Genomic DNA, 18,414 nt, shown 5'->3' on the forward strand with positions numbered 1-18,414 from the left:
GTGGTAGGCACGGCGGCCTTGACCAGCTCCAGGTGCCGGGAGTCGAAGAACTCGACCGCGGGGCTCACTGCGGGGCCCCTGCGGTGCGCAGTAGAAGGAGGTCGAGTACCGGGCCGTCGGGGCCGGCCCGGTACGGCCCGGCGTGCCGGTAGCCGAGCCGTCGGTAGAGGCGCTGCTCCGGCCGCTCGTCGCCGGGCATGGCGAGAAGGGAGACCCATTCCGTTCGCAGCGTCTGCAGGAGCGCGGCGTGGATGAGGGTTCCGGCGCCGATGCCCTGCCAGCCGGTGCGCACGGCGAGTTCGCAGATCCCGGCCAGTGAGCCGGTGGTCTGTGCCTCCTGCGGCTCGATGTGCGGCAGGAGCTCCTTGCCGTACCAGTAGGTGGGGGTGCAGCGGAATCCGTAGCCGAAGCCGATGATCTGCCCGGCCGCGTACGCGGTGACGAGAGTGAAGTCGTCGTGGCGGGCGTGACCGGTGATCTGACGGCGCAGGGTGGCCGGGGTGAAGCCGGCCCGTGCGACGTCGTCGTGTCCGGCGTGGGCTTCGGCCCAGATGTCGGCGAGGGTGTCGAGTAGAGGGTCGGCGCCGCTCGCGCCGTAGCGCTGCAGGGTCAGCTGGGCGTGGGACGCGTTCAGGGGCTTGTCCTTCACACTGCGGGGACGGCGGATCGGTAGGAGTCGAGGTAGGTGGCCACGCACCGGACTTCGCGGTGGCTCTGAAGCGCGCCGGCGATGTCGCGCAGGGAGCGGATCAGCCGCTCCGAGCGGACATCAGGGAGGTAGGCGAGGGTGCGGTGAGCGGCGTCGGTGGCGGCGTCGAGGTCCGGTGCGGCCCGACGGGCGTGGTGCAGGGCGATGTCGGCGGTGTAGAGGGATCGGTTGCGTGGGTGCCCGTCGGCGAACAGCATCACGGCCTGCTCGGCCCCTGCTGCGGCCCGGTCGTGCTGGCCGAGGTCGGCGCGGCACAGGGACTCCAGCCCGGCCAGTTCGGCGGGGACGAAGAAGGACAGCCATTCGGGGTCGGCATCCCGGGGACCCTTGGCGTAGAGCTCGTACGCCCTCACCATGGCGTGCTCGGCGAAAGGACGGTCGCCTTGGAGCGCCCAGCCGCGGGCTTCGCGCATCGCCAGCAGGGCGAGCCAGCGCGGTGAACCGAGACCGCTCGCTGCGCGCTGTGCGACCTGGGCGGTGGTGACGGCTTCGCGGGGCCGGCCGGTGGCGTGGGCGAGCAGGGACAGGCAGGCGAAGGCGTGAGCCTCCAGGCCCGGGTCGTCGGCCTGGCGGGCGCTGGCGAGGGCTTCGGTGTAGAGGGAGCGGGCGTCGGCAGGCCGGCCGGCGTCGAGGGCCAGCCAGCCGGCGGCGACCGACAGCATGCCGGTGGCGGTGTGGAGCCTGTGGCCGAGCTCCTCGCTGTAGCGGCCCTGGGCGAGCCAGGAATGGGCGGTGTGCAGCGCGGTGACGGCCTGCTGGCCGAGGTCGGCGGAGCCGTGGTCGCGGTCCTGGGCGTACAGCCGCTGTTCGGCCTCCCGCAGCGCCCGAAGGTGGTCCTGGCCCAGAGCCGGACGGGCGGTGTCGGCGCCCGGGGCGGCGGCGCTCAGGACAGCCGCCCCGGCCCCGAACAGGATGCTGCGTCGGCGCACCTCATCCCCTCCTTCTTCCGCTCGCCGGCCGGCGTCGGCCTCTGCCGCAGCCCTTACCCGCCGTACCGGGGGTGTGAAGCCCAACTCGTGGGCCGTCCGGCCGGTCACCTGGTGCAGGAGGCGCCGGTACCGGGCCTGCGGCCACGAGGTCATGCCGTCCTCCCAGGTAGCGATCGTCCGTGCCACCAGGAAGAGCGCCTCGCCGCGTTTGACGCCCTCGGCCACCAGGAATTCGGCGGCCTCGGTGCGGCTCATGTCCCACTCCTTCTCGCGAAGGTGCCGGAAGGTGTCGTTCGGGCTGCTCATGTCCGCCCCCTCGGAGTGCACGAGCACAGCAACTACACCCAGACGGTAGCGACTCGGGCACGCTCAGCGACAGTGCTGGTGAGTCGAAAATTGCCGGCGCCGGGCGGTTCTTCATCCGATTTTCCGCCCGCCTGACATCGCTTCGACGCGGCCCGGAGCGGTTCTCTGGTGAACCCGAGAGGCAAACCCGTACCGCCGGTGAGTCCTCGCCAAGGGGCCGTGTTCCCACCTCGGACCCGGAGACCGAACGAGCCGGCAGCGAAGCGCTGCCGCAGCTCCTCGCCCAGACCCGCGACCTCAGTCTCACCTTCCCGAAGGGACTGTCATGCCGTCACCCACGATCTCGAACTCCCGCCGCCCGCAACCCGGACCGGCTGCCCCGAGCGGCCGGCCGGAGCACGTCGAGCACTGGGATGTGGTCATCGCCGGGGCGGGCCCCGGCGGCCTCGCCTGCGCCCGCGCCATCACCGAGCAGCACCCCGACTGGCGGGTCCTGCTGCTGGAGGCCGGCCGCGCCCACCGCCGCCGCCCCTGCCCCGTCGACAAGGGCTTCGCCTGCACCGGCTGCGCCGGAATCTGCAACGTCGTCTCCGGATTCGGCGGCAGCATGCACTACGGCGACGGCGCCAAGCTCAGCCTGCTGCCCTCCGGGCGCCGCCTGATCGACCACTTCGGCGCCGCCACCGCGCAGGACCTCTGCGCCACCGCCTACGCCTGGCTCACCGAACCGCTGGCCACCGCCCCCGAGCTGCTGGGCCAGGACCTCACCGACCGCGCGATCGACGCGTTCGACGCCAACTCCCTCGCGATCCGCGAGTACCCGGTGGCCGTCCTCGGCGAGAGCACGCTCGGCCGCGTGATCGAGGGCTTCCACGACTACCTCGCCGACGCTGTCACCATCCGGCACACCACCGAGCTGGACGCCGCCGAGCCCGACGGCGCCCGCCTGCTGCTCACCTGCCGCTCTGGACGCACCCGCCGGCGCCTGAGCGCGGACCACCTGGTGCTCGCCACCGGGCGGCGCGGCGTCACCTCCACCACCGCCCTGCTCCACTGCCTGGGCGTGGCCACCGACCTGCCGGACATCTCTCTCGGGGTCCGCTTCGAGATGGCCGCCCCGCTGCTCGCCCCGATCGGCGAGGAGCACCCGGACCTGAAGATCACCCAGCTCGACGCCGGGGCCCGCAAGGTCAAGACGTTCTGCTTCTGCGGCGGCCCCAACGGCGGCCGGATCAAGTTCACCAACTACGAGGGCGCCTTCGGCGAGCCGGTCATCACCCTGGACGGACACGAGACCACCGAACGCCCCGCCCCCGCCGACGGCCGTGCGCTGGCCGCCAACTTCGGCCTCCTGTGCCAGGCCGTCGGCCGCGGCAACGCCCTGCAGGCCCGCGACTCCTTCCTCGCCACCTACCGCGACCTCACCCGCGGCCACCCCTTCACCCAGAGCCTCGGCGCGTTCCTCGACCGCCGCCCCGACACCGCCCACTGGCCCGAGCTGGCCGCCGCCCTGCCGTTCCAGCCCTCGGTGGCCGACCTCACCACCGGCCGCGTCGACCAGCTGTTCACCGACGACGAGCACGCCAGTCTCACCGCCGGCCTGCGCCGCCTGCTCGCCTCGATCCTCGACCACGGCGGCCACCCCACCGCCCTGGAGGACCTCGCCGACCAGGTCCTGGTCGTCGGCCCCGAGCTGGAGTTCCTCTGGGACAAGCCCGCCATCGACGCCGCCTGCCGCGTGCCCGGCCTGCCCGTCTACGTGGTCGGCGACAGCGCCGGCATCGCCCAGGGCATCGTCCAGGCCGCCATGATGGGCATCGCCGCCGGCCGCGACATCGCCCGCTGCCGCCCCCTGACCACCATCCCCACCATCCCCACCACCCCGGCCACCGGCCGTACCGGCGGCCGCCCGTGATAACCACCTTCGACGACCTCTACCCGCCCGACGCGATGCTGCTGCCGGTCAACACCGCCGTCATCGCCCCCCGGCTCGCCACCCCGCCCGCCGAACGGGAGAACCTCACCGGCTACCGCGACCACTACGGCCCGTTCCTGATCGGCGAGAAGCCGGCGGACAGCGAGCCCGAGCGCATCGCCCTGATCGACAAGGCGTTCCCTCACACCCTGTACGACCTGATGCTGCTGGTCGGCCGTGACGACGTCCTGCGCACCTGCGTCGGAGAACTCCCCGACACCGTCCTCGCCGCCCTGCTGGACATGGTCACCGACTTCGTCGACCACTGCTCCGACCCCGCCACCGTGCGCACCTTCGGCCTGCACCGCGGGCGGCTGTCCATCGGCTGGAACTACGACCCCACCGTGGACCGGGACAACGGCCAGTGGTGGGACAAGCGGATGCACGTCCACCTCAACTGCTGGAGCCCGCGCACCTGCCGCACCCTCCACCCGGTCCCCCTCGCCGACGTCCCCGACCCGACGCTGCGCCGCTCCCTGGTCGACCCGACCGCCTATCTCGCCCACCGGGTCATGGTCGACGCGATCCGCACCGACCGCGTCCCCGCCGCCTGCCGTCTCCTGACGCCGGACGCCACCCGCGACGCCAGCCAGCACCTGCCCGTGGGCCTCAAGGTCCGCCTCCCCGGCTTCCCCTACCTCGCCACCGCCGAATTCCGCGCCCTGCTGCGCATGCTCCACGGCACCGCAGCCGCCGCCTACCGCCTGCTGCGCGCCGTCTTCACCGACAGCCAGAGCCCCACCGGGCCCTGGCGCCGGCCCGCCCTGCGCCCGGCCGGCCACGCCGAAGCCGCCCTCGCCGCCCTGCCCTGGCTCACCGCCGAATCCCGCGCCCTGCTGATACGCCTGCGCGCGGTCCTGCACGACCTCCCCGAGCGCCAGATGCTCCTGCTGCGCGCCCGCTCCGACCTGGCCAACCGCTGCCTGGCCCTGGACGGCCTCAGCTACAACCTCAGCCTGTTCACCCCCGACGAGGTCTCCGCACGCCGCCCCGTCAACGACACCGGCGAGCTGTACCTGGTCATGCAGCTCAAGACCGTCAGCTCCATCGGCTCCAGCCCGGCGCTGGGCGGCGCCGTCGCCACCGCCGCCGACCGCACCCACGGACCCGCCATGACCTCCGGCGACCTCGCCATGCGCCACGCCTTCCAGCACGCCTACGCCCACCGCACCGGCATCACCACCGAGAGGACCAGCCCGTGACCGGCACCCTCGAACCCGCCATCCTCGACTTCTACAACCTCGGCCAGGAGCAGCAGCGCCTGGCCGACCCCCGCCGCTCCATCGAATACCTGCGCACCACGGACATCCTGACCCGCCACCTGCCGCCGGCGCCCGCGAGCGTGCTGGACATCGGCGGCGGCCCCGGCCGCTACGCCCTCGCCCTCGCCGCCACCGGCTACGACGTCACCCTGCTGGACCCCGTCCCCCTCCACGTCCAGCAGGCCACCGACGCCTCCGACGCCGCCCCGCACCCGCTGGCCGGCGCCGCCCTCGGCGACGCCCGCGACCTGCCCCACGACGACGCCACCTTCGACGCCGCCCTGCTGCTCGGCCCGCTCTACCACCTCACCGACCCCGACGACCGCCACCGCGCCTGGACCGAGACCGCCCGCGTCCTGCGCCCCGGCGCCCTGGTCGTCGCGGCCGGGGCCAGCCGCTACTACACCGCCTGGGAGATGCTCGCCGCCGGCAAGCTCGACCTGCCCGGCGCCCTCGACACCCTCACCGGCCACCTGCGCACCGGCCGCCACCACAACCGGTCCGGTGACCTACGACTGTGGACCACCGCCTACTTCCACGACCCGCACGAACTCGCCTCCGAAGCCGCCGCGGCCGGCCTCACCGTCCGCGCGCTGCTCCCGGTGGAGGGCCCGGCCAAGCTCATCGCCGGGATCGGGGACATGCTCCAGGACCCTGCCCGCACCGAGCAGGTCCTGCAGTTGCTGCGCCTGCTGGAGGGCCGGCCGAGCGTGCTGGGCACCTCCGAGCACGTGATCGTGGTGGCGACCACCGCCAGGGCGGCCCGACTGTGAGCGCCGGACCGGCGACAGCCGCTGCCGCACCGGGCGACCCGCAGGAGCTGGGGGAGCTGGTCCACGCGGTGTCGCAGTGGATCAACGGCTCCCCCGCCAACCGGGAGCGCCCGGCGCAGGCCCTGCTGTGGAGCCGGGTCGCCAAGGTCGCCGAGGAGGCGGGAGAGGCGGTGGCCGCGCTGATCGGCGCGACCGGCACCAACCCCCGCAAGGGCGTCAACGCCACGATGGCCGACGTCGAGCGCGAACTGCTGGACGTCGCCTTCGCGGCGCTGTGCGCCGTCGACCACCTGCGCACCGCCACCGGCCAGGGCGGCACCTCGATGACCCAGTTGGCCGACCACATCCGGACCGTCACCGAACGGGCCGCCCTCGCGTAGACGACTCTGGCCGCGACGCAGTTGCCCCCGGCGGAGGTCCTCCGCCGGGGGCAACTGCTGTCTGTAGTCCGGGTTCGGGCCGGCGCCTCAAGTGCGAAGAGAGCCGGTCACGGATTCGGAGCCTCGTCCGAAAGCCCGAATACATCGCGGGGCGGGCCCCAGCCGTCTGCGAACCGCCCGTTCGCTGGCGCCCGCTTCCACGCCTCGACCGTGTCCGGATGGTCCGGACCGAACAGCACCTCACTCATTCGGGCCACGTCCAGCCACCGACGGCGAAGCTCCTCCAGCTCCTCCAACCAAGTCGGGGGAGTGTCGTCGAACAACTGCTCACTAGGCGTCCGAGAGGGCTCCGGCGGCTTCGGGAGGTACCTCTCCTCCTCAAAGCGCTCGATCGCCTCGTACGCCTCCGCGAGCCGGTGATACCGGGCCCCGGTCTCCCGCAGTGACTGCACGCGGGGGTACTCCGAGGGCTTGAGGCGCTTCGCGGCCTCGCTCCACAGCCCCAGGAACCGCTGGGTGCTCGCGTCCACGCTCCTCTTATGCATGCCGCCGTGCACGGGGTAGCGGTGGGTCACGATGGCGGCCACCACCTTCTGCAGGGCCGCGAAGTCGGGCACGCGGGTTGAGGTCATCAGCGCGCCCACGCTGCTCTTGCTGATGAACCCCGGACCGCTGGTACCCGCTGCGGGCCGCCCCTTGAAGACCTGGCCGGTGCGGCTGGCCCGGCTGATCTCCTCGTAGCTCGGCCAGCCGTGGTCGACCCGCAGATTCCACAGCGCGTCGATCAGCCGCTGCAGCGCCAGATCGGCAACCCACGGCTTCCCGCTCCAGTCAGGTACCCCCACCGCTCCCCCTTCGCCGTCCAGGATCGTCCGAAACCATCCGTGATCCGGCCCTGATCGTAGAGGATTCATCCAACCGCGTCATGTCCCCCGACCGATGCGGGAGGGCTGCGGACACAGCCCCGCAGCCGGCTGCGGCAGCCGGGACAGTGGTGCGAGTGCCCACCACGGCACCCGGACCGAACTGGAGCTCACCGTGCACCACTTGATGGACCTTCTCCTGCAGGGACTCGTCACCGAGCTGCCCGCCACGATCATCGGCATCGGCCTGGCGGCCAGGGTGCCCGCCCTCGTCCGGCGGTGGCGCCGCCCACCGGACGGCGGCCCCGGCCGCTCTGCAGCCGAGCAACCGGAGGGTCCCGGCGGGAACTGAACCACTGTCCAGCCACGCAGCCCTGGCCTCAAGTCCGCACGCCCCGACGCCGACACCATCCCCATGACCACCGTCGCGCTTCACCACCCCGGCCACGCCTTCGACGGCCGCCGGGTTCTCACCGCCACCACCGAGCTGGTCGACTCCTACAGGCATTCGGGGCAGACAGTCGAGCAGGACATCGCCCGCATCTTCGTAGCCGGCGGGAGGTGGACCCGCATCGGCCCGGACGTGCACACCACCGGCCTGGGCAACTACGAACTCCGCCTGCGGTCCTCGGCGGAGGGTTGGCACGCCGACACCTTCGGGGCCGGCTGGGGTGAGCACGAAGAGCTCGGCACCGTCCCGCCCGAGCACCGCCACGCGGTGGCGGTCTACATCGACGCCCGAGACCGACTGACGCCAGATCGGTGGCCCCACACCACCGATCTGCACGAACGCAACCGAGATGGTGGGATCAGCGCCGCGCACGCGCTGATCACACACCATCTGGGCCTCCTGGACGACCAGCTCCGGACCATCGACGCCCTGCAGACCTCGATCCCCGAGACGGAGCGGCGCAAGCCCTGGGCCGCGCGCCTGCTCACCACCGAGTGCCGGCACGTCGCCGAACTGCAGGGCCGCTTGGCCACCACCCTCCTGGAGTTCCATCTCGGCACCACCGGCCTTAGCCCGAACCTCGACCGGTTCGTTCCCGGCTTCGACCTTCCGGGCGGGTTCATCCCACTGGAGTACCCCCGGCCCGCCCGGAATCCGGAGACCAACGAGATCTAACGATCCGTCAGCGCAGAGCCGGCCGGGCAACAGTCGCCCGGCCCGCCCACCATCTGGCCCATCCAGGCCAGGTTCATGCGGTCAGGAAACACGGCGGCGGTCATGTGGTCCTGTCCGGCGCGAGGGCGGAGTCGGGGCGGTGCGCGACTCAGGCCCGGCCCACCGACAGGTAGGTGAAGCCTGCCTCCCGCATCCGGGCCGGGTCCAGCAGGTTGCGGCCGTCGAACAGCACGGCGCTGCGCATCTGTCCGGCCGCTGCCTCCCACGCCACGTCTAGGAGCTGCGGCCACTCGGTGAGCACGATCGCCGCGTCCGCTTCGGCCACCGTCTCCAGCACGGTGTCGTACCGGGTGGCGGCCGACCAGACCTCTGTCTCGGCCGCGCCCACCCGGGCCAGCGGGTCCCAGCAGGTCACCTTGGCGCCCTCGGCCAGCAGCCGGGAGGTCACCACCGTGCCCGGGGCCTGGCGCATGTCGTCCGTACCCGCTTTGAACGCCATCCCGAGCAGCGCCACCCGGCGCCCCGCGAACCCGCCAAGCTCGTCCTTCAGCCGCTGCAGCGCCCTGCGGGGCTGGAGGTTGTTGACCTCGATGACCGCGCCGAGCAGCTGCAGGTGCAGACCGGTGTCGGAGGCCAGCTGCTTGAGCGCGATGCTGTCCTTGGGGAAGCAGGAGCCGCCCCAGCCCAGGCCGGCGCGCAGGAAGCCGGGCCCGATCCGGGGGTCCATCCCGACCGCGCCCATCACCTGCTCCACGTCGGCGCCGGTGGCCTCGCACAGCCCGCTGATCTCGTTGGCGAAGGAGATCCGAGTGGCGAGCATCGCGTTCGCGGCAAGCTTCGTCAGCTCCGCCGAGCGCACGTCCATCCGCACCACCGGCCCGTCCACACCCTGGTGCAGAGCGGCGACCAGGTCGGCGGTGTCCGCCTCGAAGGTGCCGACGACGATCCGGTCGGGCGCGAGGAAGTCGCCCACGGCCTTGCCCTCGGCGGTGAACTCCGGGTTGGAGGCGTAGCCGACGTGCGCGAGCCCGGCACGGTCGAGGGCCTCGCGGATCCGGTCGCCGGTCCCGACCGGCACCGTGGACTTCACCACCACGGCCTTGAGGTCCGGCGCCGTCCTCAGCTCCTTCACCACGGACCACACACGGGAGAGGTCCGCATCCCCGGCCGGGCCCGGCGGGGTGTCCACGCACACGTACGCAACCTCCGCCCCGGCCAGCGCGGTCACCGGGTCCAGGGTGAAGGTCAGCCGTCCGGCGTTGCGCAGGATCAGCTCGCCCAGCCCCGGTTCATGGAAGGGCACCTCACCGCGGGTGAGGGCCTCGACCTTGGCGGGCACGATGTCGCGCACCACCACGCGGTGGCCGAGCTCGGCCAGGCACGCTCCGGTCACCAGGCCGATGTAGCCGGCGCCGAACACGGCGACGGTACGGGAGTCGGGGTGGGTGTCCATTCGCTCAGATCCGTTCTCGAAGGCATCCACTGCAGGGACTGCCCAGCACTGTAGACCACCGTCCGCCCACGACTGAAATGATCAGATGACAAGTCAACTAGCGTTCTGAGCAAGCTCGTTGATCGCGATACGCTCGACTCCCGGACACCCGAAGGAGCGATCCGCTTGACCAGCCCGACCACCACCATCGCCCCCGCCGACTTCGCCGCCGCCCTCCCCCCGCACGCCGTCTCCGCCACCGTGCTAGTCACCGACCTCTCGGGCCGCATCCTGATGCTCCACCAGGCCCGCCCCTACCCCGGCCACCCCGCCTGGTGGCAACTGCCCGGCGGGCTCGGCGACCTCGGCGAGCAGCCCACACACACCGCCCGGCGCGAGGTCGAGGAGGAGACCGGCCTGCGCCCGACCGGCATCCTGCGCCCGCTCGTCATCGACTACCGCTCCGCCGCCGACGGCTGGCCCCCCGTGATCGACTTCGCCTTCGACACCGACCCCGTACCCGACGGCCAGCCCATCCGCCTCAGCCCCGAACACGACACCCACGCCTGGCACACCTACGACCAGTGGCTGCCCCACCTGCAGCCCGAACAACGCGACTGGTTCGCCTCCCTCTGGCACGCCCACACCACCCGCACAACCGCGCTGCTCACCGACGGCCTGAACGTCGCAGGCTCGACGGCCGCAGCGAGCTGCTGACCGAGGCCGTCGAACTCCGGCTCACAGACCGAGCCGCTCCCGCTGCTCCCCCAAGAAGGCCGCAGCTCGCCGGACGGGCCCGGTCACGAGACCGGTGGGCGCCGCCCCCGCCGCCGGAGTCCTGTGCCGGCCCCCGTTCGGATGAACGACGCGGGAGGTGCGGTGGGGCGGCCTGCAGTCTGGTGACGCGGCTGCTCCGCAGTCCCGAGCGCGACCTCGCGCAGGCTCAGGCGTGGCTACGGCTGCGCGGCCGCACCAATGCCGGGGAGCAGCACCCGGGCGAAGGGACCCTCACGGAGGGACGCACCCTCACCCTGCGGCGGCCGGTCCTGCGGAGGCGACTGGCTACGAGCCCCGGTGTCCCCCAAGGTGGCGCCAGTACGCCTCCCGCAGCGGCACCCAGCCGCCACCGCGCCGGTCCGGGTTGCAAGTCAGGCCGATGATCCGGTGCTGCGCCACGGTGATGGTCCGGTGGCCGTGCGCCGACTGGAGGCAAAGGGCACCCTCCGGTTCACCTGCTGCTCCCTCCAGCAACGCTGGGCTCAGCGTAGCCGCGTCAGCCGAGGTGTTAGTGCGCTCCGCTAGTTTCGATCTTCGCCATCAGATCATGGGCAAGGTGTGAGCAGCGTGAAGGACCCCTTGCAGGCCAAGGCCGACTTCGAGGAGATCGGAAGGGTCCGGGCGCTCTGCGACTACCCGGGAAGCCTGGCGTCGTGGCCAGCGATCTGTTTGGAGTGCGGTGCCCTAGTGACACCCAGGTACTCCAACGTCGTCGTCGCCAAGCCGAGACAGAGGGCCTGCAAGTACTGCGGGCGCCGGGCGGCCGGCCGAACGCGCGAGCAGAACCTTGCAGAGGCAGCGGTCCAGACGATGCTCGATGCAGGCCTAGAACCGCTCACCGACTATGCCGGTTCGAAGCGCCACTGGCCCTGCACGTGCCGGGAGTGCGGGCTCGTGGTCACGCCCAAGCACAGCGACATCAAGCAGGGGAGGGGCGGCTGCGAATCGTGCGCCCGCAAGGTCCGGGGTGCCAAGCGGCGCATCTCCGCCAGCCAGGCCCGGGGTGCCGCCGAAGAACGTGGGCTGGAGCCACTGGAGGACTACCCCGGTGATTCCCAGGTGGAGTGGCGCTGCCGGTGCCTGTCGTGCGACGGGGAGGTGACCGCCAAGGCCATCAAACTCGTCGGCGGGAAGGGGGGCTGCGCACCGTGCAGCTTCGCCAGGGCGGGCCTGGCCCGGCGCAAAGATGCCCGGGAAGCCGAGGCACTGATGAACCTGGCCGGCTACTTCCCCCTGACCCCCTACAACACGATGAGCGAACCCTGGCCGAGCCTCTGCAGGAAGGGGCACGAATCGGCTCCCCGACTGCTGTCCGTGATGCGTCAGGGGACCCGCTGCCTCTACTGCTCGGGACACGGCCCGGTCGACCCGGAAGCTGCCGAAGCGATCATGTTGTCCCGCGGGCTGCAGCCCACCGAGGACTTCGCCGGGACGAACAGGCCCTGGCGGGTGCGCTGTCTGCGGGAGGGGTGCGGCCGGGAGTCCACTCCCCAGCTCGGAGCGGTGCGGCGGAAGACTCAGCCCGGGTGCCGCTTCTGCGCCAAGTACGGACTGCACCTCGCCGCGCCAGCGCTCGTGTACGTGATTCTCAGCCCCGACCGAGCCACTCGCAAGATCGGCATATGCGGTACGAACAGCAGCCGCATCGCTGTCCACCGGCGGCACGGATGGACAGAGGAGTTCCATATCAGGGTCGAGAGCGGTGAGGAGGCGTTCCGCATCGAGCAGGGCGTCCTCCGTCACATCCGGAAGACGCTCAACGTTCCGGCACGCCTCGGTGAGTCCGAGATGCCGCAAGGAGGCTGGACCGAGACGTTCGACGCCGAGATGGTGAGCATCGCGGCCACCAAGCATCTGGTCCTCACCGCGCTGACGGCCTGAGCAGCTGCAGTCAAGCTCGCCACCGTCCCAGTATCAACCGTCCAGCGGATCGCCGGCGCTGCGGCCGGACGGCTGCTGGCCGAACGCGCCACCATCACCTCCACCCACCGCCTCGACCGCGACGTCCTCGACCCCGACGAGATCCGACGCGAACTCCTCGCCCTGGAGCATCGACGTGGGCGCGCCAGCGGGGGAAGGCCGGGACTGTCAGGTGGCGACCAACAGCGACGGCCTGGCGAACGTCATGGCCGCAGCCGCCGTGAAGCACCGACTCTGACCGGGACCGGGGAGGGCACGCGCGCCACTGAGAACAGGTCGTCGGGACAACCCCGGCGGTGGGGCAGGAAGCCAGGCAGCCCGTAGGAGCGGCATCACGCTGGAGGGCGCACGGTCCTCCCGTGCCAAACGTAGAGAAGGCTCCCGCCGCACCCCGGCCCCACTTCGGGGCAAGTCCCCAGCCGCTCGCCCACGCTCGTGAACGAGGCGCGAACATATCAATTCGCATATGTTCCGGCATGTATCCCCGGGTGCCCCACTGCCGTCACCAGGTCGGTCGTGTTCTCCGATACTCCTCGTCCAGCGCGGGCTGGCCCGCGCAGTAGCGGTGGGGCAGCCCGCTGAGGTCGGTGATCCGGTGCTGCGTCCTGGTACGCCAACTTCCGGACCACGTCGACACCGAACCCAGAGCCTGGGTCCTGTCAGTCCCGACGAGGGCCCGCTCCGGACCATATGTTGTCGCATATGGTCCGGAATGCATCTGTCGAGCGCGCTAGCAAACCCTGCAGGTCAGCGGGCCGACGACTCCACAATATATGTGAACTCATATGCTTTGGAATGTGGGGCTCAGACCACCCGGAGTCGAGGTCGACCAGCCGCCCTGCGCTCACCAGCCTTCAATGCCGACTTCGACCTAGCTGTCGCACCGGACCCGGACGGTGACGGCCCCTGCGCCTCCGAAGCCGCACTGACCTTGGCCGCTCCTGTCGATGCCGTGCGGGCCGGCCGTGTCTCACTGGTGGGGATCGACAACGGCCAGTCCGGGATATTGGGGTCGTGCATCGCGGCGATAGCCTGCCGAGGGCCCTCATAGGCCGCGAGGAACTTGTGCAGCCGAATTCGCCCACGGCGACGGAGCTCGGGCGGCTCGATGATGCCTCTCTCCGACAGCCCAGCCAGCGCCTTGCTGATGTTCGGCTGCAGCACGCCCAGGCGCTCGCTCAGCTTGGCCTGAGTGATGAAGACAATCCCACCCGGCTCCTGCCGGGAGAGAAGAATGTCCAGGATGTCGCGTTCAGTCGGAGTCAGGCCCGCGTTCGGCAAGTACTCGAAGAACATGCTGTTGAACCAGAACGCCGCGCTCGGAGTGGGAACCGCTGCTGTCGTCATCAGGCCGCCTTCCGCGTCTCGTACGGGATCTTGATCCTCTTCATGTCCATCACGGCCTTACCGATCTTCTGGATCGACCGCAAGTGCGCCTTCGAGCCCCACCCGAAGGCCCAGTCGGGGTTCACCTGGTACAGGCAGCGGACGAGCTTCCACGCGAAGTTCGTCGACTCCAGCTTACTGATGGCCTTCGAGACCGAGCCCTGAGAACAGCCCAGCGTCCTGGCGAGCTCGCTCTGCTTCCCGTGCCACTGCCCCTCCTCATTGATCTCCGCAGTCATGATGTCGAGCACCGCCCGCTCACGCTGCGAGAACTCGAACCGCCACACGTTGGCAAGGAGCTCACGATCCGTGGCAACCCAGGACCCGCCGTGCGTGTGAACCGCCTTCTTCGGCTTGTCCGAGTTCGCAACAAGGGTGAACCCAACACTGGGATTCTGCGCCTGAAGCTGCTCCAGCCCACTGCCGATCAGATCAGCCAGGCCCCGCGCGAACGCCTCCTCCGCCCCGCTGCGCCCCGATGGCCTCTTGGCCGCCACCGGCTCTCCCTTCTCCAGGTTTGGGTAGACGGCCTCAACATATCAGGGCTCATATGTTTGGTGATGGATGTCTGGGTGCGTCGTGTCGCGAGGGCTCTCGGTACGCGGCACAGACTTGGTCGCTGAGGCCCGAGTATCGCGGTATGAGGGCGATATATCTGCACACCCTGTGGACAGATATATTCCACCCATGAGCTGATGCAATTTCAGCGTTTGCCCAGGTCAGGAGGGTTCCGCCTTCTTTTCCAAAGAAGCTGGTGTGCCGTCCATGCGTCACCACCACTGGCCTCCGGCCAGTACGAGCGCCAGCTGGAGGAGTTCGAGGCCGGGCACCGGCTACCTGCCGACTGAGACCGCCCGGGCCGTGCCGCTTCCGCCGCCCGGGCCGTGCCCGTCTTTTGGCCGGCGGCTCGGAGCAGGGACGGTTACGGCGCCGATCGCGAACTTCCGGCTGCCGCCGGAATCGGGCCCGAGGGGCCCTGTTCGCGCTCCTTAGTTGTGATGGTCGGCGTCAGCCGTGGTTCGTCTGGGTGGGTTGGTCATCGATGTCGTACAGGCCGTCAGCCGGGCGCTGCACCAGTCCCACCGGCCGGGCAAGGTCACCTGGGTCATCATCCCCGCCTACCTCCTCACACCCGACAGCAACGACACGCTCGCCACCGAGCTGGCCACGGTCAAGGCCGAGGCCGAGATCGAAGCCTCCTCCTTCCGCACCATCTGGTGTGTCCTCGCCGCACAGAACGCCCGCGTCATCGGCCGCATCACCGAGCTGCGCACGAAGCGGGCTGGGGAGAAGGAGGACGTCACCGAGTCGCAACCGGCCCCGAAGGAGTCGACGGTGGACTGGCTGCGGATCAACGCCCGCAAGCACGCCGCGCAGATCCTGCGGACGGTGAAGCTGCGAGGATTCAACCCGCGCGCCACCGAGTGGCAGCGCATGCACCAGCTGGCCGCCGCGTTCCACACTGGGCACCACCACCTCGACCCCACCGACAAGACCCGCGACGGCGCGCTGATCTCCTGGCTCGACCGCCAGCGCTACCTGGCCGGCACCGGCCTCCTCGCCCCGGTCCGCACCAACGAACTCGACCAGCTCGACAGGATCTGGGACAAGCACGCCCACGCCCGAGCCTGGGCCGAGACCCACGGCCACCTGGCCATCCCGGCCGCCGAGAAGCTCGACGGCCACGCTGTCGGTGCCTGGGTCGGCCGCCAGCGCAAGAACCCGAAGCTCACGGCCGCCCAGGACGCGAAGCTGACCGCGCTGGACGCGATGTGGCGGATCGAGCCAGACTGGAACCGCTCCTACCGCCGCCTGCTCGCCTACCTCGGCGCCGGCGGAACCCTGGACGGCCCCGCCAACCGCACCAGAGGCGAGGCGGACCCGGCGTTCCGGCCGGGAGCGTGGCTGCGCAAGCAGGACAAGGCCCGCACTGACGGCAAGCTGACGGGTCCAGCAGATCGCCCTGTTGGACGCGCTGCCCGCAGCCCTGGCTCGGCAGCGGTCCGGCGGTCTGGCCGAGGGCTCGGTCTCCTGGTTTGCCGAGTGGACGTGCGGCGCGTGTGGTGAGGGGGGCGACGCGCAGTTCGAGGACGGCACCGGCGTGGACGCCGGCCACGACTGCGAGGAGGAGGGCGGCGGCGAGATCAGCTGGGAGGGCCGCGCCGAGTGCACCTGCCACTGGTCCCTGGAGGCCCGGTTCGACGACGGCGAGTACGTCGAGGCCGACCACGACTGCAGCGCGGACCAGTAGCACCGGCCACGGGGGCGGTCCCACCACCGGGCCGCCCCTCACCCGTTTCCCCGACGCTCCGAAAGGGCCCGCGATGACCGGCACCACCCGCCCCGACCCGGATCCCGCCGCCGTGCCCGGCCGGCTGGAGCTGTCCCCGCGCAGCAGCCGGCCCGCGCCCGCCGACCGTGACCTGGGCCGGGCGATCCTCGACTCCCTGCTGCTGCGCAGCGCGATCTGGCTGCGCTGGTCCGGCCACGACGGCATCCGCACCCTCCACCACGGCGCTGGCCTCGCCCGCGGCTGGACCGAACGGGAGGTCGACGGCCTGGACGGCTGGGTGGCCCTGGTGGAGGGCCGGATCGTCCTCGGCGCCCGCCCCGGCCACACCGCGCCGGAGCCCCTCGTGCACACCGAGGCGTGGCAGGCCGGCGCGACCCTGTACGACGCCCTCGCCCAGCACCCCGCCGACCAGGCCCAGGGCGAGGACGACGGCGATCAGGAGCACCCGCTGCTCGGCGACGTCCGCAGCCAGGTCCGCCGCCGGGCCGCCGGGACGACCCTGGAAACCATCCAGCAGGCCCTGGCCGCCGCGCGCAACGACGAGCGCATGGCCGACCGGTACGCCGACGCCGGAGACGAGAGCGCCGCCGCCACCGCGGCCGCCGCCCTCGACGAGTGGCAGCGCGTACACGACCACACCGCCGAAACCCGGGCGGAGCGCTACGACCCAGACCACGACACCGCCCTCCAGCACGCACTGCGCTTCGAGCGCCACCGCAGCGACATTGCCGCCCTCGCGGCCGAGGCCGAGTACCTGGAGATGCAGCGCACCGACAGCGCCCACCGCCACCTCTCCGGCCCCGCCGCCCAGCCCCTCTACACCGCCCTCGACCGCGCCGGCCTTCACCTCCTCAGCGAAGCCGACCACCAGGCCGTCCGCGACCTCACCCACCACCTCGACCCGGCCACGCTGCACCAGGTCATGACCTGGTGCAGCGCACCCGCACCGCAGCCCTCGCCCCGCGCGGAGAACAGGCCCCGCCCGCCCGGCCCACGGTGCGCCGCAGCCACATCTGAGGGGAGCACCCCATCCGATCGCCCGCCGGCCTGGAAGACTCTGATCCATGCGACGGTCTGTGATGGCGCTCTGGGGCTCACCGGAGCGGCCCGCTGTGGCTGCGAGCGTGAGAGGACGTCAGTGCAAGACGGTCTCCGCTGGCCCCACGGCCACGAAGGCGGCCGTCAAGCGCTCAGCTGCCACGCTCGCGGTCACCGCGAAGAAGACCACCACCGAGAAGGCCGTGGCGGCGAAGTCCAGCGCCCCTGCCACGAAGAGGGCCGCCGCCGCGATCTCTAGACGAATAGATCCGAATGCCAGCGTGGCTACAGCTTGGGCAGGGCCTCCGTGAGGCCCGGGGAGCGGCGTTCTTCAAGCCAATAGAGGTAGAGCCGCAAGTCGGTTTCGAGTTCGCCGTTGAGGTACGCGAGGAGGTCGTTCAGTCCTGCGGCCGCCTCTTGGTGGTGCTCATCAGTGTGGACTGACCAAGCGGTCCTGAGATCGGTGGCCCATTCGTGCAGGCGGGCTCGTTCGTGCCACCAGGTACGGACGGAGCCGGCAGTCCAGTGCTGGTCTCCGTCCCAGCCGTAGCCGCTGAAGGGGTCGTTCCAGGCGGCGAAGAGCAGGCGATCGACCTCGACAGCGTTCTTCGGCTGGCGGTAGACGAACTCCTGGCCCGTCGCGTCGTCGTACAGTACGTGATCGGGTGCCGCCATCCGCCCGGTCCAGCAGGTGTCGGTGTCGGCGCCGAAGAAGGGCCCGGGCACGTTGCGCCAGTTTCGTTCCGCCCATTGACCCGTCAGGTATGTCTGGGGATTCGGCAATGCCAGGACCAGGTTGGGCACCGCGTCGGGCACTGGGGTGTCGGCGGCAGTCCGGGCCGCCGGCAGCGGATCCCAGTATCCAGCGTGATTGCTCATGCCCGCCTCCGGTTGTCCCTGCGTTCGCCTGCGAGAACGTAGCGAGGGTGTCCAGGATCGACGTTGCTGGGCAACGTTGACCAGGAGGCCACGTGCACGCTGCTCTGGACACCCTTGTGACCGCACTTTACGTCAAGGTCGATGACGAGATCGGGGGAACTTTGGTGCAGTTGTGGCGCCATCGTCGCTCCGGCCCGCCGTCACTGGGTGCCGCCACACCGGCGGCACCTGCGGCTCAGGCGCTGACCTGCCTGCGCAGCTGGTCCACCCGTGCAGTGAGATGACGCCCGGGCCGGCTGCTCGTCGGCCGGGGCGGTCCGATTCGGCCGGGTGCCGAGTGCCACCGGCCGGGCGGAGGGCCGTCAC

At 71.1% G+C, this 18,414-nt stretch carries 19 protein-coding genes; 11 read left to right on the forward strand and 8 right to left on the reverse strand.

Features of this window, described 5'->3' with window-relative positions:
- Positions 1-64 precede the first annotated feature (64 nt).
- Complete coding sequence (locus ACFUK0_RS24080; RefSeq protein ID WP_380253508.1) at positions 65-649, reverse strand: GNAT family N-acetyltransferase; 585 nt, start codon at positions 647-649, stop codon at positions 65-67.
- Positions 646-1,944 carry a hypothetical protein gene (locus tag ACFUK0_RS24085; RefSeq protein WP_380253510.1) on the reverse strand — a complete coding sequence of 433 codons (1,299 nt, stop codon included), beginning with the start codon at positions 1,942-1,944 and terminating at the stop codon, positions 646-648. Before ACFUK0_RS24085 ends, ACFUK0_RS24080 begins: the two co-directional genes overlap by 4 nt.
- Positions 1,945-2,269: 325 nt before the next feature.
- Here ACFUK0_RS24085 and ACFUK0_RS24090 point away from each other — a divergent pair, with 325 nt between their 5' ends.
- From ACFUK0_RS24090 to ACFUK0_RS24105, 4 genes are read left to right on the forward strand one after another with little or no spacing between them, the layout of a single operon-like run.
- The gene (locus ACFUK0_RS24090; RefSeq protein ID WP_380253512.1) at positions 2,270-3,859 is read left to right on the forward strand and encodes a DNA polymerase subunit beta; all 1,590 of its coding nucleotides are present in this window, start codon (positions 2,270-2,272) and stop codon (positions 3,857-3,859) included.
- Positions 3,856-5,121 carry a hypothetical protein gene (locus ACFUK0_RS24095; protein WP_380253514.1) on the forward strand — a complete coding sequence of 422 codons (1,266 nt, stop codon included), beginning with the start codon at positions 3,856-3,858 and terminating at the stop codon, positions 5,119-5,121. Before ACFUK0_RS24090 ends, ACFUK0_RS24095 begins: the two co-directional genes overlap by 4 nt.
- Positions 5,118-5,954, forward strand: coding sequence for a class I SAM-dependent methyltransferase (locus ACFUK0_RS24100; RefSeq protein WP_380253516.1), 837 nt, complete (start codon positions 5,118-5,120; stop codon positions 5,952-5,954). The genes ACFUK0_RS24095 and ACFUK0_RS24100 overlap by 4 nt, the downstream gene beginning before the upstream one ends.
- Positions 5,951-6,334: a hypothetical protein gene (locus ACFUK0_RS24105; protein ID WP_380253518.1), complete on the forward strand. Its 384-nt coding sequence runs from the start codon at positions 5,951-5,953 to the stop codon at positions 6,332-6,334. The genes ACFUK0_RS24100 and ACFUK0_RS24105 overlap by 4 nt, the downstream gene beginning before the upstream one ends.
- A 107-nt stretch (positions 6,335-6,441) precedes the next feature.
- Here ACFUK0_RS24105 and ACFUK0_RS24110 read toward each other — a convergent pair whose 3' ends face one another.
- Positions 6,442-7,179, reverse strand: coding sequence for a hypothetical protein (locus ACFUK0_RS24110; RefSeq protein ID WP_380253520.1), 738 nt, complete (start codon positions 7,177-7,179; stop codon positions 6,442-6,444).
- Positions 7,180-7,384: 205 nt separating this feature from the next.
- Here ACFUK0_RS24110 and ACFUK0_RS24115 point away from each other — a divergent pair, with 205 nt between their 5' ends.
- Together ACFUK0_RS24115 and ACFUK0_RS24120 are read left to right on the forward strand one after the other, a co-directional pair.
- Positions 7,385-7,549 carry a hypothetical protein gene (locus ACFUK0_RS24115; protein WP_380253522.1) on the forward strand — a complete coding sequence of 55 codons (165 nt, stop codon included), beginning with the start codon at positions 7,385-7,387 and terminating at the stop codon, positions 7,547-7,549.
- Between the two features lie 63 nt (positions 7,550-7,612).
- A complete protein-coding gene (locus ACFUK0_RS24120) occupies positions 7,613-8,323 on the forward strand; it encodes a hypothetical protein (protein WP_380253524.1) in 711 nt (236 codons plus the stop codon).
- Positions 8,324-8,471: 148 nt separating this feature from the next.
- On the opposite strand, the gene ACFUK0_RS24125 is transcribed toward ACFUK0_RS24120, so the two are convergent.
- Positions 8,472-9,776, reverse strand: coding sequence for a UDP-glucose dehydrogenase family protein (locus ACFUK0_RS24125; protein WP_380253526.1), 1,305 nt, complete (start codon positions 9,774-9,776; stop codon positions 8,472-8,474).
- Between the two features lie 165 nt (positions 9,777-9,941).
- On the opposite strand from ACFUK0_RS24125, the gene ACFUK0_RS24130 reads away from it, so the two are divergent.
- Entirely contained in the window at positions 9,942-10,472 is a 531-nt protein-coding gene (locus tag ACFUK0_RS24130; protein WP_380253528.1) for an NUDIX domain-containing protein, read from the forward strand.
- A 627-nt stretch (positions 10,473-11,099) separates the two neighbouring features.
- Positions 11,100-12,413, forward strand: a complete 1,314-nt coding sequence (locus ACFUK0_RS24135; RefSeq protein ID WP_380253530.1) for a hypothetical protein — start codon at positions 11,100-11,102, stop codon at positions 12,411-12,413.
- A gap of 33 nt (positions 12,414-12,446) precedes the next feature.
- On the opposite strand, the gene ACFUK0_RS24140 is transcribed toward ACFUK0_RS24135, so the two are convergent.
- The 3 genes from ACFUK0_RS24140 to ACFUK0_RS24150 all read right to left on the reverse strand — a co-directional run bounded on the left by ACFUK0_RS24140 (position 12,447) and on the right by ACFUK0_RS24150 (position 14,335).
- Positions 12,447-12,584: a hypothetical protein gene (locus tag ACFUK0_RS24140; RefSeq protein WP_380253532.1), complete on the reverse strand. Its 138-nt coding sequence runs from the start codon at positions 12,582-12,584 to the stop codon at positions 12,447-12,449.
- Positions 12,585-13,256: 672 nt separating this feature from the next.
- Positions 13,257-13,799: a helix-turn-helix transcriptional regulator gene (locus tag ACFUK0_RS24145; RefSeq protein ID WP_380253534.1), complete on the reverse strand. Its 543-nt coding sequence runs from the start codon at positions 13,797-13,799 to the stop codon at positions 13,257-13,259.
- Positions 13,799-14,335: a hypothetical protein gene (locus tag ACFUK0_RS24150; RefSeq protein WP_380253536.1), complete on the reverse strand. Its 537-nt coding sequence runs from the start codon at positions 14,333-14,335 to the stop codon at positions 13,799-13,801. The genes ACFUK0_RS24145 and ACFUK0_RS24150 overlap by 1 nt, the downstream gene beginning before the upstream one ends.
- A 535-nt stretch (positions 14,336-14,870) precedes the next feature.
- Between ACFUK0_RS24150 and ACFUK0_RS24155 the strand changes: the two genes are divergently transcribed.
- The 3 genes from ACFUK0_RS24155 to ACFUK0_RS24165 all read left to right on the forward strand — a co-directional run bounded on the left by ACFUK0_RS24155 (position 14,871) and on the right by ACFUK0_RS24165 (position 17,428).
- Positions 14,871-15,905 (forward strand): helicase associated domain-containing protein, encoded by a 1,035-nt coding sequence (locus ACFUK0_RS24155; protein ID WP_380253538.1) that lies wholly within the window; start codon positions 14,871-14,873, stop codon positions 15,903-15,905.
- A 34-nt stretch (positions 15,906-15,939) separates the two neighbouring features.
- Positions 15,940-16,089 (forward strand): hypothetical protein, encoded by a 150-nt coding sequence (locus ACFUK0_RS24160; protein ID WP_380253540.1) that lies wholly within the window; start codon positions 15,940-15,942, stop codon positions 16,087-16,089.
- Positions 16,090-16,162: 73 nt separating this feature from the next.
- Complete coding sequence (locus ACFUK0_RS24165; RefSeq protein WP_380253542.1) at positions 16,163-17,428, forward strand: hypothetical protein; 1,266 nt, start codon at positions 16,163-16,165, stop codon at positions 17,426-17,428.
- 26 nt (positions 17,429-17,454) lie between these two features.
- Here ACFUK0_RS24165 and ACFUK0_RS24170 read toward each other — a convergent pair whose 3' ends face one another.
- Positions 17,455-18,048: a ferredoxin gene (locus tag ACFUK0_RS24170; RefSeq protein ID WP_380253544.1), complete on the reverse strand. Its 594-nt coding sequence runs from the start codon at positions 18,046-18,048 to the stop codon at positions 17,455-17,457.
- Between the last annotated feature and the right edge of the window lie 366 nt (positions 18,049-18,414).

Source organism: Kitasatospora sp. NPDC057223 (assembly GCF_042669755.1).
Classification (GTDB): Bacteria; Actinomycetota; Actinomycetes; order Streptomycetales; family Streptomycetaceae; genus Kitasatospora.

Bases quoted from the DNA above. Each gene is read 5' to 3' on its own strand.
- ACFUK0_RS24085 (WP_380253510.1), bottom strand. From the start codon at position 1,944: ATGAGCAGCCCGAACGACACCTTCCGGCACCTTCGCGAGAAGGAGTGG.
- ACFUK0_RS24090 (WP_380253512.1), top strand. From the start codon at position 2,270: ATGCCGTCACCCACGATCTCGAACTCCCGCCGCCCGCAACCCGGACCG.
- ACFUK0_RS24115 (WP_380253522.1), top strand. From the start codon at position 7,385: ATGGACCTTCTCCTGCAGGGACTCGTCACCGAGCTGCCCGCCACGATC.
- ACFUK0_RS24120 (WP_380253524.1), top strand. From the start codon at position 7,613: ATGACCACCGTCGCGCTTCACCACCCCGGCCACGCCTTCGACGGCCGC.
- ACFUK0_RS24125 (WP_380253526.1), bottom strand. From the start codon at position 9,776: ATGGACACCCACCCCGACTCCCGTACCGTCGCCGTGTTCGGCGCCGGC.
- ACFUK0_RS24140 (WP_380253532.1), bottom strand. From the start codon at position 12,584: ATGCTCCAGGGCGAGGAGTTCGCGTCGGATCTCGTCGGGGTCGAGGAC.
- ACFUK0_RS24145 (WP_380253534.1), bottom strand. From the start codon at position 13,799: ATGACGACAGCAGCGGTTCCCACTCCGAGCGCGGCGTTCTGGTTCAAC.
- ACFUK0_RS24165 (WP_380253542.1), top strand. From the start codon at position 16,163: ATGACCGGCACCACCCGCCCCGACCCGGATCCCGCCGCCGTGCCCGGC.
- ACFUK0_RS24170 (WP_380253544.1), bottom strand. From the start codon at position 18,048: ATGAGCAATCACGCTGGATACTGGGATCCGCTGCCGGCGGCCCGGACT.